This window comes from Gottfriedia sp. NPDC057991 (assembly GCF_042886615.1).
Lineage (GTDB): Bacteria > Bacillota > Bacilli > Bacillales > Bacillaceae_G > Gottfriedia.
Genome location: NZ_JBHVQN010000003.1, coordinates 628,035 through 650,753, shown reverse-complemented (window position 1 = coordinate 650,753; position 22,719 = coordinate 628,035). Strand labels below are relative to the sequence as shown.

The 22,719-nt window shown below is 34.2% G+C and carries 23 protein-coding genes and 4 tRNA genes; 25 read left to right on the top strand and 2 right to left on the bottom strand.

Annotated elements, in window-relative coordinates:
- Window positions 1–66: 66 nt before the first annotated feature.
- Entirely contained in the window at window positions 67–1,413 is a 1,347-nt protein-coding gene (gene dnaA, locus ACFVR2_RS14475) for a chromosomal replication initiator protein DnaA (protein WP_098429559.1), read from the bottom strand.
- A gap of 745 nt (window positions 1,414–2,158) precedes the next feature.
- Here dnaA and rpmH point away from each other — a divergent pair.
- The 10 genes from rpmH (at window position 2,159) to ACFVR2_RS14425 (ending at window position 11,121) form a co-directional block, all read left to right on the top strand.
- Window positions 2,159–2,293, top strand: coding sequence for a 50S ribosomal protein L34 (gene rpmH, locus ACFVR2_RS14470; RefSeq protein WP_056467137.1), 135 nt, complete (start codon window positions 2,159–2,161; stop codon window positions 2,291–2,293).
- Window positions 2,294–2,434: 141 nt separating this feature from the next.
- Window positions 2,435–2,815: a ribonuclease P protein component gene (rnpA, locus tag ACFVR2_RS14465; protein ID WP_387362757.1), complete on the top strand. Its 381-nt coding sequence runs from the start codon at window positions 2,435–2,437 to the stop codon at window positions 2,813–2,815.
- Between the two features lie 40 nt (window positions 2,816–2,855).
- Window positions 2,856–3,641: a YidC family membrane integrase SpoIIIJ gene (gene spoIIIJ, locus ACFVR2_RS14460; RefSeq protein WP_387362755.1), complete on the top strand. Its 786-nt coding sequence runs from the start codon at window positions 2,856–2,858 to the stop codon at window positions 3,639–3,641.
- On the top strand, window positions 3,638–4,276 hold the full coding sequence (jag, locus tag ACFVR2_RS14455) for an RNA-binding cell elongation regulator Jag/EloR (RefSeq protein WP_387362753.1): 639 nt from the start codon (window positions 3,638–3,640) through the stop codon (window positions 4,274–4,276). The genes spoIIIJ and jag overlap by 4 nt, the downstream gene beginning before the upstream one ends.
- A gap of 165 nt (window positions 4,277–4,441) precedes the next feature.
- Window positions 4,442–5,818 carry a tRNA uridine-5-carboxymethylaminomethyl(34) synthesis GTPase MnmE gene (gene mnmE / locus ACFVR2_RS14450; RefSeq protein WP_335409268.1) on the top strand — a complete coding sequence of 459 codons (1,377 nt, stop codon included), beginning with the start codon at window positions 4,442–4,444 and terminating at the stop codon, window positions 5,816–5,818.
- A gap of 20 nt (window positions 5,819–5,838) precedes the next feature.
- Entirely contained in the window at window positions 5,839–7,725 is a 1,887-nt protein-coding gene (gene mnmG, locus ACFVR2_RS14445; protein ID WP_387362750.1) for a tRNA uridine-5-carboxymethylaminomethyl(34) synthesis enzyme MnmG, read from the top strand.
- Between the two features lie 21 nt (window positions 7,726–7,746).
- Window positions 7,747–8,466: a 16S rRNA (guanine(527)-N(7))-methyltransferase RsmG gene (rsmG, locus tag ACFVR2_RS14440; protein ID WP_387362748.1), complete on the top strand. Its 720-nt coding sequence runs from the start codon at window positions 7,747–7,749 to the stop codon at window positions 8,464–8,466.
- Window positions 8,467–8,551: 85 nt separating this feature from the next.
- A complete protein-coding gene (noc, locus tag ACFVR2_RS14435; protein WP_387362745.1) occupies window positions 8,552–9,403 on the top strand; it encodes a nucleoid occlusion protein in 852 nt (283 codons plus the stop codon).
- Window positions 9,404–9,530: 127 nt separating this feature from the next.
- A complete protein-coding gene (locus ACFVR2_RS14430) occupies window positions 9,531–10,292 on the top strand; it encodes a ParA family protein (RefSeq protein WP_025568951.1) in 762 nt (253 codons plus the stop codon).
- Window positions 10,285–11,121, top strand: coding sequence for a ParB/RepB/Spo0J family partition protein (locus tag ACFVR2_RS14425; protein ID WP_387362743.1), 837 nt, complete (start codon window positions 10,285–10,287; stop codon window positions 11,119–11,121). Before ACFVR2_RS14430 ends, ACFVR2_RS14425 begins: the two co-directional genes overlap by 8 nt.
- Window positions 11,122–11,225: 104 nt before the next feature.
- Here ACFVR2_RS14425 and yyaC read toward each other — a convergent pair whose 3' ends face one another.
- Entirely contained in the window at window positions 11,226–11,813 is a 588-nt protein-coding gene (yyaC, locus tag ACFVR2_RS14420) for a spore protease YyaC (RefSeq protein WP_049813552.1), read from the bottom strand.
- Window positions 11,814–12,007: 194 nt separating this feature from the next.
- Between yyaC and ACFVR2_RS14415 the strand changes: the two genes are divergently transcribed.
- The 15 genes from ACFVR2_RS14415 to ACFVR2_RS14345 all read left to right on the top strand — a co-directional run bounded on the left by ACFVR2_RS14415 (window position 12,008) and on the right by ACFVR2_RS14345 (window position 22,655).
- Window positions 12,008–12,904 carry a mechanosensitive ion channel family protein gene (locus ACFVR2_RS14415; protein ID WP_387362741.1) on the top strand — a complete coding sequence of 299 codons (897 nt, stop codon included), beginning with the start codon at window positions 12,008–12,010 and terminating at the stop codon, window positions 12,902–12,904.
- Between the two features lie 37 nt (window positions 12,905–12,941).
- Entirely contained in the window at window positions 12,942–13,139 is a 198-nt protein-coding gene (locus ACFVR2_RS14410; protein ID WP_098232427.1) for a DUF951 domain-containing protein, read from the top strand.
- Window positions 13,140–13,302: 163 nt separating this feature from the next.
- On the top strand, window positions 13,303–14,403 hold the full coding sequence (ychF, locus tag ACFVR2_RS14405; RefSeq protein ID WP_335409250.1) for a redox-regulated ATPase YchF: 1,101 nt from the start codon (window positions 13,303–13,305) through the stop codon (window positions 14,401–14,403).
- 129 nt (window positions 14,404–14,532) lie between these two features.
- Window positions 14,533–14,823 carry a 30S ribosomal protein S6 gene (rpsF, locus tag ACFVR2_RS14400; protein WP_025568958.1) on the top strand — a complete coding sequence of 97 codons (291 nt, stop codon included), beginning with the start codon at window positions 14,533–14,535 and terminating at the stop codon, window positions 14,821–14,823.
- Window positions 14,824–14,857: 34 nt separating this feature from the next.
- The gene (gene ssb, locus ACFVR2_RS14395) at window positions 14,858–15,343 is read left to right on the top strand and encodes a single-stranded DNA-binding protein (protein ID WP_335409248.1); all 486 of its coding nucleotides are present in this window, start codon (window positions 14,858–14,860) and stop codon (window positions 15,341–15,343) included.
- Window positions 15,344–15,423: 80 nt separating this feature from the next.
- Window positions 15,424–15,657 (top strand): 30S ribosomal protein S18, encoded by a 234-nt coding sequence (gene rpsR / locus ACFVR2_RS14390; protein ID WP_056467298.1) that lies wholly within the window; start codon window positions 15,424–15,426, stop codon window positions 15,655–15,657.
- A gap of 132 nt (window positions 15,658–15,789) precedes the next feature.
- A complete protein-coding gene (locus ACFVR2_RS14385) occupies window positions 15,790–16,716 on the top strand; it encodes a YybS family protein (RefSeq protein WP_387362738.1) in 927 nt (308 codons plus the stop codon).
- Between the two features lie 92 nt (window positions 16,717–16,808).
- Complete coding sequence (locus tag ACFVR2_RS14380; protein WP_387362736.1) at window positions 16,809–18,785, top strand: DHH family phosphoesterase; 1,977 nt, start codon at window positions 16,809–16,811, stop codon at window positions 18,783–18,785.
- Window positions 18,782–19,225, top strand: coding sequence for a 50S ribosomal protein L9 (rplI, locus tag ACFVR2_RS14375; protein WP_387362734.1), 444 nt, complete (start codon window positions 18,782–18,784; stop codon window positions 19,223–19,225). Before ACFVR2_RS14380 ends, rplI begins: the two co-directional genes overlap by 4 nt.
- Window positions 19,226–19,252: 27 nt before the next feature.
- On the top strand, window positions 19,253–20,611 hold the full coding sequence (gene dnaB / locus ACFVR2_RS14370; RefSeq protein ID WP_387362732.1) for a replicative DNA helicase: 1,359 nt from the start codon (window positions 19,253–19,255) through the stop codon (window positions 20,609–20,611).
- A gap of 273 nt (window positions 20,612–20,884) precedes the next feature.
- Complete coding sequence (locus ACFVR2_RS14365; protein ID WP_387362730.1) at window positions 20,885–22,174, top strand: adenylosuccinate synthase; 1,290 nt, start codon at window positions 20,885–20,887, stop codon at window positions 22,172–22,174.
- A 140-nt stretch (window positions 22,175–22,314) separates the two neighbouring features.
- A tRNA-Lys gene (locus ACFVR2_RS14360) sits at window positions 22,315–22,387 on the top strand.
- Window positions 22,388–22,406: 19 nt separating this feature from the next.
- Window positions 22,407–22,478, top strand: a tRNA-Glu gene (locus tag ACFVR2_RS14355).
- Between the two features lie 22 nt (window positions 22,479–22,500).
- Window positions 22,501–22,576 (top strand) — tRNA-Asp (locus ACFVR2_RS14350).
- A 6-nt stretch (window positions 22,577–22,582) separates the two neighbouring features.
- Window positions 22,583–22,655 (top strand) — tRNA-Phe (locus ACFVR2_RS14345).
- Window positions 22,656–22,719 lie beyond the last annotated feature (64 nt).

Here is a 22,719-nt window from a genome sequence, read left to right as displayed (position 1 = left end):
ATAAGTCTATCAACATGTGGATAGACTGTGTAAAAAAAATAGAAAGTTATGCACAGGTAAATAACTCTACTGATTTAATTTTTCATTGATTTCTTTAATTTGTGATTGCAACTGTGAGTCAGTTTCAACTAATTTTGAAATTTTTTCATGCGCATGAATAACTGTTGTATGATCTCGGCCCCCAAACTCTTCTCCTATTTTAGGTAAAGAATGGTCTGTAAGCTCTCTTGAAAGATACATTGCAATCTGTCTTGGAAAGGCTACAGATTTTGTGCGTTTCTTTGCTTTAAAATCCTCTAATTTAATACTAAAAAATTCTCCAACTGTTCGTTGAATGTCATGTATTGATACTATTTTAGGCTTCGTCGCTGTAATTAAATTCTTTAAGGCTTCAGCGGCCACACTAGCGTTTATATCCTTGTTAATTAACGATGAATAAGCGACTACTCGAATAAGAGCTCCTTCTAATTCACGTATATTCGTATCAATTTGATTTGCAATATATAACATTACCTCATTTGGAATATCTAACCCCTCAGCCTTAGCCTTTTTACGTAAAATCGCGATCCTTGTTTCTAAATCTGGTGGTGTGATATCCGTAATAAGGCCCCATTCAAATCGTGAACGAAGTCGATCTTCTAATGTAGGAATTTCTTTAGGTGGTCGGTCACTTGAGATAATGATTTGTTTACTTTCTTCATGAAGTGTATTAAACGTATGGAAAAATTCTTCCTGTGTTTGTTCTTTTCCAGCTAAGAACTGAATATCATCTATAAGTAGTACGTCTACATTACGATACTTATTTCTAAATTCAATTGCTTTATTATCACGAATTGAATTAATGAACTCATTTGTAAATTTTTCTGATGATAAATAAACGACTTTGGCATTTGGATTATGCTCAAGTACATAGTGTCCAATTGCGTGCATTAAGTGGGTTTTTCCTAACCCAACGCCCCCATATATAAATAATGGGTTATAGGCTTTTGCAGGTGCCTCAGCAACAGCTAATGATGCTGCATGGGCAAAACGGTTACCTGAACCAATTACGAAAGTATCAAAAGTATATTTAGGGTTTAACATACTTTGATTGAACTCTACTGGTTCCTCAAATTTTACTTTGGCTTTAACTGCCGGTATATTCATCTCTATTTCTTCTACATGATTTTGAGGAAGGATAAATTTAATTTCTAATTCCGCTCCAGTTATTTCTAAAACTGTATCCATTATCAATGATGAATACTTTGACTCAAGCCAATCACGGGCGAATTCATTTGGGGCAATAATTGTTAAAGTATCATTCTTTAAAGAAAATGCCTTTGTTGATTTTAGCCATGTTTCAAAGCTTGGTTTACTTATTTTTTTTTCTATTTCTGCTAGAACCCTGGACCACAGATCCCCTATATTCTCCAAACAATAATCCCTCCTTACAAAGCTTGTTCAACTTTTGTACAAGCATATAAATTAAGTATTTATTTTTATTCATGTCTTTGAATATGCGTTATTTTATAAAACTGCAAAAATCCACTTTATTTGACAGTATTCACCCATGTGGATAACTTTAAAATGGTACAAGTGTAAAACCTGTCCACAAGTTATTAACATCTGTGGACAAATAAAAATAAAAAACAAGTTGTCCAAAGTGGAAAACAAATTAATAATATCAAAAATCTTTAGCTATTTCAATGAGTAGTTAATGTTATCCACATGCTAATCCACTTGTTTAAAAAAATTGTCCACAGAAAAAGAACTTGTGTAAAAATTGTCAGTAACTGCTGTGGGTAAAAAATGTGTAGAAAAATATTATCCACAGAGCACTTAACAATTTTAAGAAATGAGGAAGTAGTATTTTTTTATAGATTTTTTTATTCACTTAAAAGTCCGTTTAAAAAAATCTTTCGACACCATATTTTTTGCTCTGATTAATCGTTTATAAATTTATTGGAGGGAAATGATAGGAGTAAATCGCATTTCTTTTATTAAATAAGTGAATTTATTTTATTTTTTTCTTACTAAAACTTACTGGATCAACCATTCTTCATAAATTGGAAATAATTATTCAACATGATTTAACATCTTACATTGACATTAATAGTAGTTATTCTTTATAATTTATAGGACTGTCTATTACAGTAATTCCTCAGGGAGGTGTCATATAATGAAAAGAACATTTCAACCAAACAAACGTAAACGTAGCAAAGTACATGGTTTCCGTAGCCGTATGAGCACTGCAAATGGACGTAAAGTTCTAGCTGCTCGTCGTCGTAAAGGAAGAAAAGTATTATCTGCGTAGGCCACTGTCAACAGTGGTCTTTTTCACTAATAAGAAGGCCTTTTTTGCTTTTATGTCACAATTTGTAAGTAAAAAAGGCCTCATTTTTTATAAAAAAATTGTTATGATAATTGAAGGAATCATTTGAGGTGTCAGTGGAACATGAACAAGAAAAACAGAATAAAAAAGAATGCAGATTTTAGTCGCGTTTTTCAAGAGGGATTGTCAACTGCGAATCGACAATTTGTAATCTATACATTAAAAAAGGAAGATCAAAAGCAATTTCGTATAGGATTATCTGTTAGTAAGAAGTTAGGTAATGCTGTAGTGAGAAATCATATTAAGCGGTATATAAGACAAGCTCTTACCGAATTAAGTGATGATCTTCGTGTGAATATGGATTATGTTGTAATCGCAAGAAAGCCCTGTACTGAACTACCTTTTAATGAATTTAAAAAAAGTTTAATTCATGTGTTGAAAAGGGCGGAAGCGCTTAAAATACGTGATTCAAAACATAAATTAGATAAAAATCAAATTAAGTAATTACATAATTTAAATGTAACTTCTTAAAGGAGGAACTAGTTTGAAGACTAAGAAGTACCAATTGCTAGTTACAGTTCTTTTATTAGTAGTCGTGTTAGCTGGATGTTCGCAAACCAACCAACCGATTACATCTGAAAGTACGGGGATTTGGAATGAGTATTTCGTTTATCCACTATCATGGTTAATCACGGCCGTATCTAAAATTTTTGGCGGAAGTTATGGAATGTCGATTATCGTCGTAACACTTTTAATCCGTTTAGCATTACTACCATTAATGATTAAACAAATTAAAAGTACGAAAGCGATGCAATCAATCCAGCCTGAAATGGCCAAACTTAAAGAAAAGTATTCTTCTAAGGATCAAAAAACTGTCCAAAAATTAAATGAAGAAACAATGAAGTTGTACCAACAATATGGTGTAAATCCACTATCTGGATGTTTACCAATTTTTATTCAAATGCCAATCTTAATTGCTTTCTATCATGCAATTATGAGAACAATGGAAATTAAAGCACATGACTTCCTATGGTTCCAATTAGGACACCCGGATCCAATTTATGCTTTACCAATCATCGCTGGTATTACAACTTTCATTCAACAAAAAGTATCAATGAGTACTGGTTCAATGACAGGACCTGCTGCTCAACAAATGAAAATCATGCTTTATGTTATGCCAATCATGATTTTAATATTTGCTGTTAGACTTCCATCTGCTTTAGCTTTATATTGGGTAGTTGGTAATACATTTATGATTCTTCAAACATTATTTGTTAATAGAGGTAATACTACCGTAAAAAATAAAAATGTAGGAGGGGCTAGTAAGTGAGAGAAGTAACTGCTACTGGTCAAACAATCGAACAAGCAGTTCAAATAGCACTTCAGCAACTTAGTTCAACAGAAGAAGACGTAGACATCACAGTAATCGAAGACGGTAAAAAAGGATTTTTAGGATTTGGTGCTAAACCTGCTAAAGTATTAGTTGTTAAAAAGAAGACTTTGATCGAAAAAGCATACGACTACCTTTTAAATATTGTTAAAAGTCTTGATGAAACTGCAGATGTAAATTTCGAATTGCAAGGTACTAAGGAACAAACCTTCTTATTTACAGTAAAGGGTGATAAGGTTGCTCTTATTATTGGAAAAAGAGGTAATACTTTAAATGCTCTTCAATTCTTAGTTCAAACATTTGTAAATCGTCATTCAAAACAATTGATTCATGTTGTCGTTGACGCTGAGAATTATCGATTAAAACGTAAGGAATCGCTTGAGATTCTTGCAAAAAAGACTGCTCAAACAGTTTTAAAAACAAGAAAAGCGGTCTCTTTAGAGCCAATGCCTTCTTTCGAAAGAAAAATTATACATCATATGCTGACAGATATGCCGAATATCTCTACGAAGTCTGTAGGCCAAGATCCGCATCGTCAATTAGTTATAGATTTAAAAAAACCAATTAAGGGTTAAGCCTTAATTGGTTTTTTAATGTACTTCATTCAAGTCATATAAGTTTACTTGTACTTTCGTACGGTTATAATATAAAAACATTCAATTATAAAATTCTTTATGCTATGCTATAGATTTAGAAGTAACATGTTAACTTGTGTTTAACATGCTCCGAGGTGATTTTTGATGGAATTCGATACAATTACAGCGATATCGACGCCAAAAGGCGAAGGCGCAATTGCCATCGTTCGTTTAAGTGGCGATGAAGCTGTTCAAATAGCGAATAAATTATTTAAAGAAAAAGATTTAAATATAGTAGATTCACACACAATTCATTACGGACATTTAGTCGATCCAAGTTCCGGGAATACTGTTGAGGAAGTTATGGTCTCGATCTTAAGAGCACCAAAAACATTTACACGTGAAGATGTTGTCGAAATAAATTGTCATGGTGGAATTTTTTCAGTTAACAAAGTACTTGAATTAGTCCTATCACAAGGGGCTAGATTAGCGGAGCCTGGTGAATTTACGAAAAGAGCATTTCTTAATGGACGAATCGACCTATCACAGGCCGAAGCAGTAATGGATTTAATTCGTTCAAAGACTGACAGAGCAATGGCTATCGCAATGAATCAAGTAGAAGGTCGATTGTCAAAGCTAGTTAATAGCCTAAGACAAACATTACTTGAGATTTTGGCTCATATTGAAGTAAATATTGATTACCCTGAATATGATGATGTTGAAGAAATGACCAATACTGTTTTAATTGAAAAAGCAAAAATAGTTCGAGTTGAAATACAAAAACTGCTAGAAACATCAAAACAAGGTAAGATTTTACGTGAAGGACTATCTACTGTCATTATAGGTAGACCAAATGTCGGAAAATCTTCTCTTTTAAACACGCTTGTCCAGGAAAGCAAAGCGATTGTCACTGATATTCCAGGTACAACGCGCGACGTTATTGAAGAATACGTAAATGTAAAAGGTGTACCATTACGACTAATTGATACAGCCGGTATTCGCGAAACTAAGGATGTTGTAGAAGCAATTGGTGTTGAAAGATCTAAAAAAGTATTGAATTTGGCTGACTTAGTTTTATTTGTTTTAAATAATAATGAGCAATTAAGTGAAGAAGACCGTAAATTATTTGGAGAAATGAGCGGTAAAGATGTAATTGTGATCATTAACAAAACAGATTTGACACAAAAGCTTGATATGAATGAGGTAAAAGCGTTAGTTGGTAATGCTACAATTGTTACGACTTCCTTAAAAGAAGAAAAAGGAATTGATGATTTAGAAAAAGCAATTGCCAACTTATATTTTGAAGGGCAAATTGAGGCACAAGATTTAACTTATTTATCTAATGCTAGACATATTGCGCTTTTAAAACAATCAGAACAGACAATTAATGACGCAATTGAGGCAATGAAGAATGGTATGCCGATTGACTTAGTACAGATTGACTTAACAAGAGCATGGGAATTGTTAGGTGAAATCATTGGAGATACAGTTCAGGAAAGTTTAATCAACCAGCTATTTTCTCAATTCTGTTTAGGAAAATAAAATGGTTAGGAGGAGAAAAGATGAGTTTTGAAGCAGGCAATTATGATGTAATCGTTATTGGAGCTGGTCATGCTGGATGTGAAGCCGGTTTGTCATCTGCTCGAATGGGTGCAAAAACATTAATGCTAACAATCAATCTTGATATGGTAGCATTTATGCCTTGTAACCCATCTGTAGGTGGTCCCGCCAAGGGGATTGTTGTACGTGAAATTGATGCACTTGGCGGTGAAATGGGTCGAAATATCGATAAAACACATATTCAAATGAGAATGTTAAATACAGGTAAAGGTCCTGCAGTACGCGCATTGCGTGCTCAAGCGGATAAATTTGCATATCAACATGAATTAAAGAAAACCATTGAAAATACAGAGAATCTAACACTAAAGCAAGGTTTAGTAGAAAGATTAATTGTAGAAGATGGACAATGCACAGGTGTAATTACACAAACATGTGCAATTTATCGTTCAAAGACAGTTGTCATTACAACTGGTACTTTCTTACGCGGAGAAATTATTGTAGGAGAATTAAAATACTCAAGTGGTCCTAATAACCAACAACCAGCAATTAAGCTTTCTGAGCACTTAGAGGAATTAGGAATAGAACTTGTTCGTTTTAAAACAGGTACGCCTCCTCGTGTAAATAGTCATAGTATTGATTATTCAAAAACAGAAATACAACCTGGTGATGATGTCCCTCGTGCATTTTCATTCGAAACAGAACCAGTTGAAACAGAACAAATTCCTTGTTGGTTAACTTATACAAGTGAAACTACACATCAAATCATCGACGATAACTTACACCGTTCGCCTATGTACTCTGGTATGATTAAAGGTACTGGGCCACGCTATTGTCCTTCTATTGAGGATAAAGTTGTCCGATTTAATGATAAGCCGAGACATCAAATTTTCTTAGAGCCAGAAGGAAGAAATACCCAAGAAGTTTATGTACAGGGATTATCAACTAGTTTACCTGAAGATGTACAGGAAAAAATGCTGCGTTCGATTGCAGGTCTTGAAAATGTTCAAATGATGAGAACTGGATATGCAATTGAGTATGACGCGATTGTACCTACTCAATTATGGCCAACATTGGAACTTAAGCAAATTAAGAATCTGTATACTGCTGGTCAAATTAACGGAACTTCCGGATATGAAGAAGCAGCGGGTCAAGGTTTAATGGCAGGAATTAACGCTGCATGTCGTTCTTTAGATAAAGAAGAGTTAATTTTAGATCGCTCTGAAGCTTACATTGGTGTTTTAATAGATGATCTAGTAACTAAAGGGACAAATGAACCGTACCGTCTTCTTACCTCTAGAGCAGAATATCGATTATTATTACGCCACGATAATGCCGATTTACGTTTAACTAAAATTGGTCAAAGACTTGGTTTAATAAATGATGAAAGATATGCAGAGTTTGAACAAAAGAAAATGTTAATTGAAGAAGAAATAGAGCGTTTAAAAGCAACTCAATTAAGACCGACAAAAGAAGTACAGGAATTAATTGTACAAAATGGTGGTAGCGAACTGAAAGATGGCATTCGTGCAGCAGATCTTTTACGTCGCCCTGAAATGCTTTATGAACATATCCATCTTCTTACTCCATCAGAAAAAGACTTACATTCAGATGTTAAAGAGCAAGTTGAAATACAAATTAAGTATGAAGGTTATATTGAAAAATCATTAAATCAAGTAGAACGCATGAAAAGAATGGATTTAAAGAAAATTCCTGAAAATATCGATTATCAAGCTATTCACGGCCTTGCTACTGAGGCAAGACAAAAGCTTGAGCAAGTGCGCCCTCTATCAGTAGGTCAAGCTTCTCGTATATCTGGTGTTAATCCAGCAGATATTTCAATTCTACTTGTTTATTTAGAACAAGGAAAAATTGCAAGAATATCGAACTAATAATAGATAGGGGTATTACTAGTGAATAAAGAACAATTTATCGCTGCTCTTAAAGATAAAGGAATCCATTTGTCTGATTTCCAATTAAAACAATTTGATATATATTTCCACACATTAGTTGAGTGGAACAATAAAATGAACTTAACTGCTATTACAGAAGAAGACGAAGTATATTTAAAGCATTTTTATGATTCAATTAGCGCTGCCTTTTATTTCGACTTCGCTAATGAAATTACTTTATGTGATATTGGTGCAGGAGCGGGCTTCCCCTCTATCCCAATTAAAATATGCTTCCCATCTATCAAATTAACGATCGTAGACTCCCTACAAAAAAGGATTACATTTCTAAACCATTTAGCGAAGGAATTACAATTAGAGAATGTATCATTTATTCATGATCGAGCAGAAACTTTTGCTAAAAGAACTGGTATGAGAGAATCTTTCAATGTTGTAACTGCTAGAGCGGTTGCTAGAATGTCTGTGTTAACTGAATTATGCTTACCACTTGTTAAACAAAATGGCCACTTTGTTGCACTTAAAGGCGCTGCTGGTCAAGAAGAGTTGGATAAAGCAAATTATGCTATAAAAACACTTGGTGGAGAAGTTAAATCAATTAATCACTTCACACTGCCAAGTGAAGACAGTGATCGAAATATTGTTATAGTAGAAAAGAAACGTAAAACGCCTACTAAGTACCCTCGTAAACCGGGTACTCCTGGTAAAGAACCATTAGAGATTTAATATGATAAACTAACAAATGTTTCACGTGAAACATTTGTTATGTTTATTCTATTGTGAACGAAATTCTAAAAGGGTGGGAATCACATTGAAAAGCACATTATCTAGGTTATTTGGCTTATCAGAAAAAGAAATTAGTGATGATGTTCAAAATTCGGTTTCGAGTAATGAAGTTATTCGCCAAATTCCAGTATCGGACATAGTACCGAATCAGTATCAGCCTAGAACATTCTTTGATGATGAAAAAATTAAAGAACTAGCGCTAACGATTCGAACTCATGGTATTATTCAACCAATTGTTGTTAGGGAAATTAGACCAAACTTTTATGAAATAATTGCCGGGGAAAGAAGATTCAGAGCTGTTTCATCTTTAGGTTGGGATACAATTCCTGCAATTGTGAAAACGTTTAACGATACAGAGACTGCCTCCGTCGCTCTGATTGAAAATTTACAACGTGAAGAACTATCTCCTTTTGAAGAAGCCGTAGCTTACCAAAAACTAATTGATTTACATAACTTAACTCAAGAGGCACTAGCTCAGCGACTAGGTAAAGGTCAATCGACTGTTGCAAATAAATTGAGATTGTTGAAACTTCCTGGGGAAATACAACAATCATTATTGGATAAGTCGATTACAGAACGTCATGCACGAGCACTTATTCCATTAAAGTTGCCTCAACTACAAATAACTCTTCTTCATGAGATAATTGAAAAGCAATTGAATGTTAAACAAACAGAAGAACGAGTAGTAACATTACTTACAGAGAAAAAACCAAAGGCTAAACGTAAATTTAAGGCCATAAGTAAAGATATAAGAATTGCGATGAATACGATCCGTGAATCTTTACAAATGGTTACTAAAACAGGTATGAGTATTGACAGTCAAGAAGAAGAACATGATGACTATTACCAAATAACAATTAAAATACCAAAGAAATAAACATTAAATTCACCTCTTTTCAGTGGTGAATTTTTTTGTTCATTTTTAAATCTAGACACAATGATGAATCTATTCATGGTAAAATAGGAAATAAGAATTGTTTGTTGTGGAAGGAGTAGATTACATAGTGGTTAAAGTAATCTCTATAGCGAATCAAAAAGGTGGTGTTGGTAAGACTACAACATCGGTTAATTTAAGTGCTTGTTTAGCTCACTTAGGAAAAAAAGTATTACTAGTCGATATAGATCCTCAAGGTAATGCAACTAGTGGTATTGGAATTGAAAAAGCTGATGTAAATCAGTGTGTTTACAATGTATTAGTTGATGATGTTGAGGCGAAAAATGTCATTTTAAATACTGCTATTCCAAATTTCGATATTATCCCGGCAACAATTCAACTTGCTGGAGCTGAAATTGAATTAGTACCTACTATTTCTAGAGAAGTACGATTAAAGCGTGCTTTAGATACAGTAAAAGGTAACTATGATTATATTTTAATAGATTGTCCTCCATCATTAGGTTTATTAACTTTAAACTCACTAACTGCTTCTGATTCAATTATTATTCCAGTTCAGTGTGAGTATTACGCACTCGAAGGTTTAAGTCAGCTATTAAGTACCGTACGTTTAGTACAAAAACATTTAAATAAAAATTTAGCAATTGAAGGCGTATTGTTAACGATGCTAGATGCTCGTACAAATTTAGGGCTTCAAGTTATAGAAGAAGTAAAAAAATATTTTCAAGATCGCGTCTATAAATCAATTATTCCAAGAAATGTACGTTTAAGTGAAGCACCAAGTCATGGTAAACCGATCATTACATATGATCCAAAGTCAAGAGGTGCAGAAGTATATCTCGATCTAGCAAAGGAAGTGATTGATAATGGCTAAAGGTTTAGGAAAAGGTATTGGAGCATTTTTTCAAGATATTAATCAGCAAGAAGAGTTAGTCCAGGAAATTGATCTTAAAGAACTTAGACCTAATCCATACCAACCTCGCAAAGTGTTTGATGAGACTGCAATGTTAGAATTAACTCAATCAGTGATTGAACATGGGATTCTTCAACCAATCATTGCAAGAAAAAGCATAAAAGGTTTCCAAATCGTTGCTGGAGAAAGACGATATCGCGCTGCAAAAAATGCGGGTTTAAATACAGTTCCGGTTATTGTAAGAGACCTGACTGAAGAGCAAATGATGGAGTTAGCTGTGTTAGAAAATTTACAGCGAGATGATTTAAATCCTCTTGAAGAAGCTGAAGCATATCAAACTTTAATTGAACAATTACACTTAACACAAGAACAACTGGCAAAGAAACTTGGGAAAAGTCGTCCACATATTGCTAACTATTTAAGAATTTTAACTTTACCTAATTCTGTTCAAAAAATGGTCGAAGAAGGCTCGCTCTCAATGGGACACGGAAGAGCACTTTTAGGACTAAAACGAAAAGGATTAATTGAGGGTACCGCACTAAAAGTAATTGAAAAAAACTTAAGTGTTCGTGAGGTTGAAACGTTAGTCAATGATCTAAATGAAAATGTTTCACGTGAAACATCAAAGAAAAATCCAACTAAAAACATATTTTTTAGTGAATATGAGGATCTTTTACAAGAAAAATTCGGAACTTCAGTTAAAATTAAATCGGCTAAAGATAAAGGGAAAATAGAAATCCAATTCTTTAACAAAGAGGATTTGGAAAGAATTCTTTCAATTATAAAATGAGTTACTCATAGGGAATATTAAATGTGTTGTCTTCCAATGCAGTTAATACTCCCTTTTTGTTTTTAACTGACCTTTTTATAATTGAAAGTTAGGAAACTATTACGTTAAAAATCTAATTGGCAGGTAAATTTTCTTTCAGTTTCTTTAATTGAATTCGCAATAAACTTAGCCATTTTCATTACAAGGCTTAATCTAGTATTTTGTAGAACGTAGAATTCCATAAAGCCACTAACGTTTACAACACCGGTTAAGTTAATCTCGCCTACTAAAGGTAATTCTTTTTTCATTGCAGCCCCAGGTTTTAACGGACCATTGGATAAGCGCACGCTACCAATGCTTTTTACTCTGCCTAAACATGCATCTACAGCAATGATAAAAGGGTTGTTATACTTGCCTTTAATTCTTTCAAGTTGTTCTGAAAGATTTAACGCATGAATTGGCTCATCAAGAGTACCATAATAATGAAACCTACTTAAGTTTAATTCTCCTAACATGGTTCCCACTAAAGGACCTAAAGAGTCTCCCGTAGAACGGTCAGTTCCAATACATACAAAAACAATTTCTTTAGTGTGTACACTTGGAAGCGACTTACATAAACGATCTGCAAATCTGTTAATAGCGTTTTCGTCATCTAGAAATACAGAATAATCATCCTTGAATAGGTTACGCAAAGGATTTGCTGAAAATTGCATAATATCGCCTACTTTTCATTTAAGAGAGTAGTATCAGTTTATGCAAAATTTAAACAATTTATACTTTCGTCAAGCGATCTTCGATATTAAATTAAACTATTATTACATTTATTCATATTTGTAGTTTTAAGGTGATAATTCGTTTAGTATTACGTTTAAAGTCATTTGAAAATAGATAGGGGGAAAAATACAGTATGAATAATGCAGCAGATAAAATAGAAAATGCTGAGAAAGTAATAAAAAAAAGCATGCTAACTCCAGAACAATGGGACACAATTTTAAATTCATCAATAAAAATAGCTCTAATTATTATCGTTTCAGTATTGGCTGTAAAACTCGGAAGAAAGTTAATCCGTAATCTTTTAAAAGTCAATGCTAGAGGACCGTTACAAGTATCAGAAAGAAGATCAGTAACACTTATTAAATTGATGGAAAATGTACTTGCATATGTAATATTCTTTATTGCTGTTTTGACGATTCTCCCGATATTTGGTGTGGAAATAAAAGGACTTTTAGTTGGAGCAGGAATAGGTGGTGTAGCAATTGGTTTTGGTGCACAAAGCTTAGTAAAAGATATCATTTCTGGATTTTTTATTTTGTTTGAAGATCAATTTTCAGTTGGTGACTACATTAGAGTTCAATCTTTCGAAGGAACAGTATTATCAATCGGTTTAAAAACAACTAAAATTAGAAGCGGAACTGGTGAGCTTCATATCATTCAGAATGGAATGATTACTGAAGTAACCAATTTTTCATTACATAATGCTGTGGCAATGGTAGATGTTAGTATTTCATATGAGGGCGATATTGAACATGCACAAAATGTAATTGAAGAGCATTTAAAAACTATGCCAGATAGATATGAAGAAATGGTAAAACCTCCAGAGTTTCTTGGGATACAAAACCTAGGTCCATCTGAAGTAACATTGCGAATCTCTTCAGAAGTTAGAGCAATGACACAGTTTAAAATTTCTAGAGCAATTCGAAAAGAAATTAAGGAAGTACTTGAAAGAAATAACATAGAAATTTCGTATCCAAAGATGGTATTATATAAACAACCAGAAACTAAAAATGAAAATGCGAATGTATAGTTTGTATGCTACTATTTTAAGGAAGTGAAGTTTTTACATGGAAGAAAAAGAATTTAACCTAAATGATATAGTAGAAATGAAAAAACCTCATCCTTGTGGAGTGAACAGATGGAAAATTATTCGAATGGGTATGGACATTCGATTAAAATGTGAGGGGTGTGAGCATAGCGTATTAATACCGCGCAGAGAGTTCACACGAAAATTAAAAAAGGTTTTAGTTCGATCTGAAGAGTAGGAAGATTTTTAAATCAATGGGTATCTAGTAGAGCAATCTGAAGGATCGCTCGTATTAGATACCTTTCGTATGTTTAGAATTAATATTCAGATTTTCTTGTTATTTTTTTTTGAAATCAATATAATTGTGAAAGATTAACTAAGTTCGTATAGGAGTGGAAAATATGGCATTAACAGCAGGAATCGTAGGATTACCAAACGTAGGAAAGTCGACATTATTTAATGCAATTACACAAGCGGGGGCAGAATCAGCAAACTATCCGTTTTGTACAATTGATCCAAACGTAGGTGTGGTAGAAGTACCAGATTACCGTTTAGTAAAATTAACTGAATTAGTTCAACCTAAAAAAACTGTTCCAACAACTTTTGAATTTACTGATATCGCAGGGATCGTTAAAGGTGCAAGTAAAGGTGAAGGGTTAGGAAATAAGTTTTTATCTCATATTCGTGAAGTAGACGCAATTTGCCAAGTAGTACGTTGCTTTGTAGATGATAATATTACTCACGTATCTGGAAAAGTAGATCCAATTGCAGATATTGAAACAATTAACTTAGAACTAATTCTTGCAGACTTAGAATCAGTTGAAAAACGTATTGATCGTGTAGCTAAATTAGCGAAACAAAAAGATAAAGATGCATCTTATGAACATGAAATTTTAGTGAAATTAAGAGAAGCATTTGAAAATGACAAGCCAGCTCGTTCAGTAGAGTTTACGGAAGAGCAAATGAAAGTAGTAAAAGGGTTACACTTATTAACGACTAAGCCAATGCTTTACATCACTAATGTCGGCGAAGACGAAATCGCAGATGCTTCATCAAACGAATACGTTGAAAAAGTAAGAGAATTTGCAGCTGAGGAAGGTTCTCAAGTAATTGTAATTAGTGCAAAAATTGAAGAAGAAATTGCGGAGTTAGATGATGAAGAGAAACGTACATTCCTTCAAGAACTTGGAATTGAAGAATCAGGTTTAGATCAATTAATTCGTGCAGCTTATTCTTTATTAGGATTGGCAACTTATTTCACTGCAGGTGTACAAGAAGTAAGAGCTTGGACATTTAAAAAAGGCATGAAAGCTCCACAATGTGCTGGCGTAATTCATAGTGACTTCGAACGTGGCTTTATTCGCGCAGAAACAGTTTCTTTTGAAGATTTAGCGACTTATGGTAACATGACAGCATCAAAAGAAGCAGGTAAAGTACGTCTTGAAGGTAAAGAGTACATCGTACAAGATGGAGATGTAATGCATTTCCGATTTAATGTTTAATGAAATAGCAACTGAATTATTGATTTGCTATCTTAAAAAAACTATGCTATAATTTTAACTCGTGAGTGATTAATTAAATTGCTCCTTGCCCTTAAGTGGGCCGTTAGACCAAAAGGAGGTGACATTGTGATGAATAAATACGAAATCATGTACATCGTTCGTCCAAACATGGAAGACGAAGCACAAAAAGCATTAGTTGAGCGTTTCAACGGCGTTTTAACTGAACAAGGTGCTGAAATCACAAACGTTAAAGAGTGGGGTAAACGTCGTTTAGCTTATGAAATTAACGATTTCCGTGATGGACACTACATGCTTGTAAACGTTTCTGCTAAGCCAGAAGCAGTACAAGAATTCGATCGTTTAGCGAAAATCAGCGAAGATATCATCCGCCATATCGTTATCCGTGAAGAAGAAAAATAAGATTTTTTAAATGCTTTAGGGAGGTAGGAATCAGATGATCAATCGTGTTGTACTTGTAGGTCGCTTAACAAAGGATCCGGACTTACGTTATACACCAAGTGGGGTTGCCGTAGCAACATTTACTCTAGCGGTGAATCGTGCCTACTCAAATCAGCAAGGTGAAAGAGAAGCGGATTTTATTAACTGCGTTATCTGGAGAAAGCCTGCTGAAAACGTAGCAAATTTCTTGAAAAAAGGAAGCTTAGCTGGCGTTGAGGGTCGTATTCAAACTAGAAGTTTTGATGGTCAAGATGGTAAGAGAGTATATGTAACTGAAGTTGTAGCCGACTCTGTTCAATTCTTAGAACCAAGAAATGCATCAGGTAACCAAGGTGGTTCAGTCGGTATGAACCAACAAAATCAAGGTTTTAACGCTGGAAATCCTTTCGAAGCACCATCTCAAAAGCCTAGCTTTAATGATGATCCATTTGGTGGGACAAGCAAAACGATTGATATTACTGATGACGATCTTCCTTTCTAATAATAAAAACAGTGTAATGCTGAACGGTTAACATTACTAAAAAACTAATTTTTAAGTAGAGGAGGGAAATAACAATGGCAATGGGTGGACGCAAAGGTGGACGTGCTAAACGTCGTAAAGTTTGTTACTTTACTTCAAACGGCATCACTACAATCGACTTCAAAGATACTGAGTTATTAAAACGTTTCGTTTCTGAGCGTGGTAAAATTTTACCTCGTCGTGTAACTGGTACTTCTGCGAAATACCAACGTAAATTAACGATTGCAATCAAACGCTCTCGTCAAATGGCTTTATTACCATACGTGGCTGAATAAGCTAAGTAATAAAAAGTACAGCATTCTCGTGCTGTACTTTTTTTGTATTTATGAAAAAATAAGTTTTATGGTAAAATAAGAAATAGTATGCTTATCGCGAAATAAGTAGAGGTAGTTGAAAGGAGCTTTATTTTGAAATCGACTCGCTTTATTACCGAGGGTGCAGTACTTTTAGCTATTTACTCAGTACTACTGTTAATATTTAGATTTGTACCGTTTCTCTCAATTTTTATGGCATTCCTTATGCCGCTGCCGTTTATTATTCTAAGTATTAAATACTCAATTAAGGAATCACTTTTACTTTGCTGTGTGGCGCTGGGATTAACAATTGTGATTACCTCATTTAATTTACTTCCAGTTACTTTAATGTACTCAACAGTTGGTATAGCATTTGGGTATCTGTTGAAAAATGAGCGAAGTAAAGGCGAGATTTTACTTACTAGTACTTTTTTATATTTAATACATACAGTACTATCGTACATACTATTTAAAGCTGTTTTTCATATTGATTTCGTTAAAGAGAATATAGACTTGGCAACGGAAGCTATAGAAAAAAGTAAGGAACTTAGTGCTAGTCTCGGTACAAACGCCAATGAAAAAGCTTTAGATAGTCTTACAAATGCTATTAAATTAATCCCTACATTAATTCCTTCGTTACTGTTAATGGTTAGTTTTATACTTGCTTTTTTAACACAACTAGTAACTTTTCCATTAATAAGAAGATTAGGTTATAAAACACCGAAATTTAAGCCATTTAGAGAGTTTAGACTCCCAGTAGGATTCATGTGGTTCTTTTTAATTGTAATGATTTTTTCGTTCTTCAATTTGAAACAAAGTAGTTTCCTCAGTACAGCAGTGATTAACTTAACATATGTACTTCAAATTTTACTACTTGTTCAAGGTTATGCATCGATCTTTTATTTTAGTTACTTAAAAAAGTTTTCTAAAGCGGTACCAATTATTATATTGATCGCAAGTTTTATCATTCAACCGTTAATTTATATTGTTTTACTAATTGGAATCGTCTCAATTGGAATCTTTAATAGAAGAAAAATTTAAACTTAATAACATATTTGTTACTAATTTGTTGTGCAAAAGTGAATAAACTTTAATATGTAAGTTAGATTTTATTTGGCTTAGGGGTTGAACATATGCAAGATTTTCATAAGAAACAAATGTTTCTTATACCCGTCTATCTTTTAACTGCTCTTTCAGTGTTTTTGATCGGAACTGTGGTCTATATTCAACCTAAAATAGGGATAATTTTTATTGTTATCTTTTTATGCGTTATTTTTCTAGTTGTAAAGTTAGAAATTAAGTATCGCTACGTTTTAGATATGTATATAGAATCAGTTATGTCGAGAGTGAAAAATTTAAGTAATGAAGCAATTACAGAAATGCCAATTGGAGTATTACTTTATGATAGAGAGTACCATATTGAATGGGGCAATCAATATATTTTAAATATTTTAGACGATCGTTCATTAATTGGTAAACACATATATGATCTATCTGAAGGGTTAATGGCTTTAATATCGAAAAAAGAGAAAAAAGAAGATGTATTGATTATTAGTAAAAGAACATATCGCGTAGTAATTAAAAGAGAAGAGCGATACATTTATTTATTTGACGTGACAGAACAGGCACAATTAGAGAAGTTATACGAAGATCAAAGAACAGTAATCGGAATTATTTTATTAGATAATTACGATGAAATGACACAGGGATTAGATGATCAGGAACGTTCTAGTGTAAATGGTGCAGTAACAACTATGTTAAATAGTTGGGCTAATAGCCATGGTATTTTCTTGAAACGTGTTTCATCTGATCGTTATAGTGTAGTTTTAAATGAAGGAATTCTGGCAGCATTAGAAAATAATAAGTTCTCTATATTAGACCAAGTAAGGGAAGAAACTACAAAACGTAATTTGCCTCTTACTCTAAGCGTCGGTGTCGGAGTAGGCAGTTTAAATTTAACCGAACTTGGTCAACTAGCTCAATCAGGCTTAGATTTAGCGCTAGGGCGCGGGGGAGATCAAGTAACTGTTAAAAACATTAACGGTAAAGTAAAGTTTTTTGGTGGAAAAACAAACCCTGTAGAAAAGAGAACGAGAGTTAGAGCGAGGGTAATCTCGCATGCATTAAGAGATTTAATGAAGAGTAGCACCAATGTTATGATAATGGGTCATAAGTTACCTGACATGGATGCTCTTGGTTCAGCAGTTGGGATCTTAAAAATGGTAATGCATAATGAAGTGGATGGTTATGTAGTAATTGATAAAGGTGAAGTAGATAAAAGTGTTAATCGGTTGATGAGGGAAATGTCTAAAAATGAACAATTTATGTCTTGTTTTATTTCACCTGAAAAAGCAAAAGAACTTATTACTGAAGATACATTAATAATCGTAGTAGATACCCATAGACCAACAATGGTTGAAGAAGAATCACTTTTAAATGAGACAGATAAAATTGTTGTTATAGACCATCATCGACGAGGAGAGGACTTCATTAAGGATGCAATTCTAGTTTATATGGAGCCGTACGCTTCCTCTACCGCAGAATTAGTTACAGAGTTATTGGAGTACCAGCCTAAGAAAATAAAATTAAGCATGCTTGAGGCAACAGCCTTACTTGCAGGAATTATTGTTGATACAAAGAGTTTTACTTTCCGAACAGGGGCACGAACTTTTGACGCAGCATCATACTTGCGTTCGAATGGCGCGGATACAATACTCGTTCAAAATTTATTAAAACAAGATATGAATGAATATATTCGCAAAGCAGAATTAATAGAGGAAGCCTATATGTACAAAGAGGGCTTTGCGATTAGCTTTGGAAAAGACAATGTAAACTATGATCAAGTTTTAATCGCAAAGGCTGCAGATACATTATTAACGATGACTGATGTCATTGCATCTTTTGTTATTGCGAAAAGGTCAGATAATCTTGTTAGCATCAGCAGTCGTTCATTAGGGAATATAAATGTTCAATTAATAATGGAAGAGCTTGGCGGTGGCGGTCACTTAACAAATGCTGCTTCACAAATTGAATCTTCTTCAATCAGAGAAGTTGAACAACATTTATTGAGAATAATCGATGAATATATTGAAGGGAGAACAAACAAATGAAAGTAATTTTCTTAAAAGATGTAAAAGGAAAAGGTAAAAAAGGGGAAACTAAAAATATCGCAGATGGCTATGCAAGCTTCTTAATCAAAAATGGGGATGCTATTGAAGCTACTGCAGGTAATATGAAAACTCTTGAAGCGAAAAAAAATAAAGAATTAAAAGATGCACAAAACGAATTAGAAAATTGTAAAAAGCTAAAAGAAACAATTGAAACTCTAACAGTAGAACTAAAAGCTAAATCAGGTGAAGGCGGTCGTCTTTTCGGATCAATCACTAGCAAACAAATTGCTGATGAGCTTCAAAAAGTACATGGTATTAAACTAGATAAACGTAAATTCGAAATGAATGATGCGATTAGAGGCTTAGGTGTAACAAATATTAAAGTAAAATTGCATCCTGAAGTAAGTGCAACTTTAAAAGTACACGTTAAGGAACAATAAGAAAAACAAGCATCTGGAGGACTAGAAATGAGTGATTTGCTAAATGATCGTACTCCACCACAGAATATAGAAGCTGAACAGGCTGTATTAGGAGCCATACTGTTAGATTCAGAGGCGCTAATATCAACTTCAGAACGGCTTTTACCAGATGACTTTTATCGAGCTGCCCATCAAAAAATATTTGAAGCAATGCTTAAGATTGCTTCAAGGAATGAGCCTCTAGATGTTATCACGCTAACTTCTGAACTAGCTAATCAAGGAGTGTTAGAAGAAGTAGGAGGAGTATCATACTTAAATGATATGCTGGCTTCGGTACCAACGGCATCTAACGTTGAATACTATGCAAAGAGCGTTGAAGAAAAATCTACTTTAAGAAGATTAATAAGAACCGCTACAAATATTGTAGCGGAAAGCTATGCGCCAGATAATCCGGTAGATGTTGTACTAAACGAGGCTGAAAAAAGTATTTTAAAAGTAGCTCAGCGCACGAACGTTTCCGGTTTTCAAAGTATTAAAGATGTAGTATTTACTACATTTAGTAAAATTGAGACTTTATTTAATCAACGTGGCGATATCACAGGTGTACCGACAGGGTTTACTGATTTAGATCGTATGACAGCGGGATTTCAGCCGAATGACTTAATTATAGTAGCAGCCCGTCCTTCTGTAGGTAAAACAGCTTTTGCGTTGAATATCGCACAAAACGTAGCGACTAAAACAGATGAAAACGTAGCAATTTTCAGTCTCGAGATGGGAGCAGATCAGCTTGTAATGCGTATGCTTTGTGCGGAAGGGAATATTAATGCACAGGCACTGCGTACAGGTAATCTTGAACAAGAGGATTGGAATAAGCTTACGATGGCTGCTAGTAGCCTAGCTGGTACAGGCATATATATCGATGATACACCTGGTATTAGAGTAAATGATATACGCGCTAAGTGTAGAAGACTGAAGCAAGAGCATGGCTTAGGAATGATCCTAATTGATTATATGCAGCTTATTCAAGGTAACGGCAAAGGTGGAGAAAATCGTCAACAAGAAGTATCAGAAATTTCACGTTCTCTTAAAGGACTGGCGAGGGAATTAAAAGTACCTCTAATAGCCTTATCTCAGCTATCACGTAGCGTAGAATCAAGACAAGATAAACGCCCAATGATGTCTGATATTCGTGAATCAGGAAGTATTGAGCAAGATGCGGATATCGTTGCGTTCTTATACCGAGATGATTACTACGATAAAGAATCGGAGAATAAAAATATTATTGAAATCATTATTGCTAAACAAAGGAATGGTCCAGTAGGTACTGTTTCATTAGCGTTCGTAAAAGAATATAACAAGTTCGTAAACTTAGAACGAAGGTTTGACGAGCAAGCACCAGGTGCCTAAAAAGTTTGTAATCAGACAGTCATAAATATGTTTAATCAGTCTGCTCTCTACTACTTTGGATTTCATCTAAAAATAATCGCATAGTGAATCTATGTGATTATTTTTTTTTGTTAGGGTAAACTATTTTTATCAAATTCTTTAGTTTGTATTTACGAACAAAAAAAACTTAGAACAGAATTATTCAAAGAGATTTATTGACAAATTCCGTAAGTTTGATATACTAGTTTTGGTTTTAGTTCGGAAATAGCGTATTTTAATCGGAGGTGCAGTACATTGTCATCAGTAGTAGTAGTTGGTTCTCAATGGGGAGACGAAGGAAAAGGAAAAATTACCGACTTTTTATCACAACAGGCAGAAGTAGTTGCAAGATATCAAGGTGGTAACAACGCAGGTCATACAATCGTATTTAATGGTGTAAAGTACAAACTTCATTTAATTCCATCAGGTATTTTCTTCTCAGATAAAATTTGTGTTATTGGAAATGGTATGGTTGTAGATCCTAAAGCTTTAGTTCAAGAGCTAGCATACCTACATGATAAAGGTGTTTCAACTGACAACTTACGTATTAGTAACCGTGCTCATGTTATCTTACCTTATCATTTAAAACAAGATGAGTTAGAAGAAGAGCGTAAAGGTGATAATAAGATTGGTACTACTAAAAAAGGTATTGGACCAGCTTATATGGACAAAGCTGCACGTGTGGGAATCCGTATGGCAGACCTTTTAGATAAAGAAGAGTTTTACGAAAAATTAAAACGCAATCTTGAAGAGAAAAATAATTTATTTGAAAAAATGTATGATTCAAATTCATTAAATATCGAAGAGATTTTTGAAGAATATTATGAGTTCGGACAACAAATTAAAAAATATGTGTGTGATACTTCTGTTGTATTAAATGATGCAATTGATGGTGGAAAGCGCGTATTATTTGAAGGCGCACAAGGTGTAATGTTAGATATCGACCAAGGTACATACCCATTCGTTACTTCTTCTAACCCTGTTGCAGGTGGAGTAACAATTGGATCTGGTGTTGGTCCAACCAAAATTAATCACGTTGTTGGTGTATGTAAAGCTTACACTACTCGTGTTGGTGAAGGTGCATTCCCAACTGAGCTTTTCGATGAAATTGGAAATACAATTCGTGAAGTAGGTCGTGAGTACGGTACAACTACTGGAAGACCAAGACGTGTTGGTTGGTTTGATAGTGTAGTAGTTCGCCACGCTCGTCGCGTTAGCGGTATTACTGATTTATCACTTAACTCAATTGACGTATTAACAGGACTAGAGACTGTTAAAATTTGCGTTGCTTATAAATTCCGTGGAGAAACAATTACTGAGTTCCCTGCTAGCTTAAAACAACTTGCAGAATGTGAGCCAGTTTTTGAAGAACTTCCAGGTTGGACAGAAGATATTACAGGAGTGAAAACTCTTAATGAACTACCAGTTAATGCAAGACATTATGTAGAACGTGTGTCTCAATTAGTAGGTATTCCATTATCTGTATTCTCAGTAGGTCCAGACCGTAACCAAACAAATATCGTACGTAACGTTTTCGGAGCTTAATATAATAAAAAGCCCTTAAATAAAAATTTAGGGGCTTTTATTAATTTTTTAAAAAAACTATTGCAAATTTATTAGAAAGTATGATAAGATAAATCTTGTCGTCATAACTAGTATATAGTTTATGAAGTTAATCATTTTATGAGCCATTAGCTCAGTAGGTAGAGCATCTGACTTTTAATCAGAGGGTCGAAGGTTCGAATCCTTCATGGCTCATCTTTTCTTAAATTAATGTGGCCCGTTGGTCAAGCGGTTAAGACACCGCCCTTTCACGGCGGTAACACGGGTTCGAGTCCCGTACGGGTCATCCTTTTTTATAAACTTATCTTGGTCCCGTGGTGTAGCGGTTAACATGCCTGCCTGTCACGCAGGAGATCGCCGGTTCGATCCCGGTCGGGACCGCCATATAATGGCTCGGTAGCTCAGTCGGTAGAGCAGAGGACTGAAAATCCTCGTGTCGGCGGTTCGATTCCGTCCCGAGCCATCATAAAAACTACTGTATATACAGTAGTTTTTTATTTTATATCAACCTAATAGAAAATAGATTC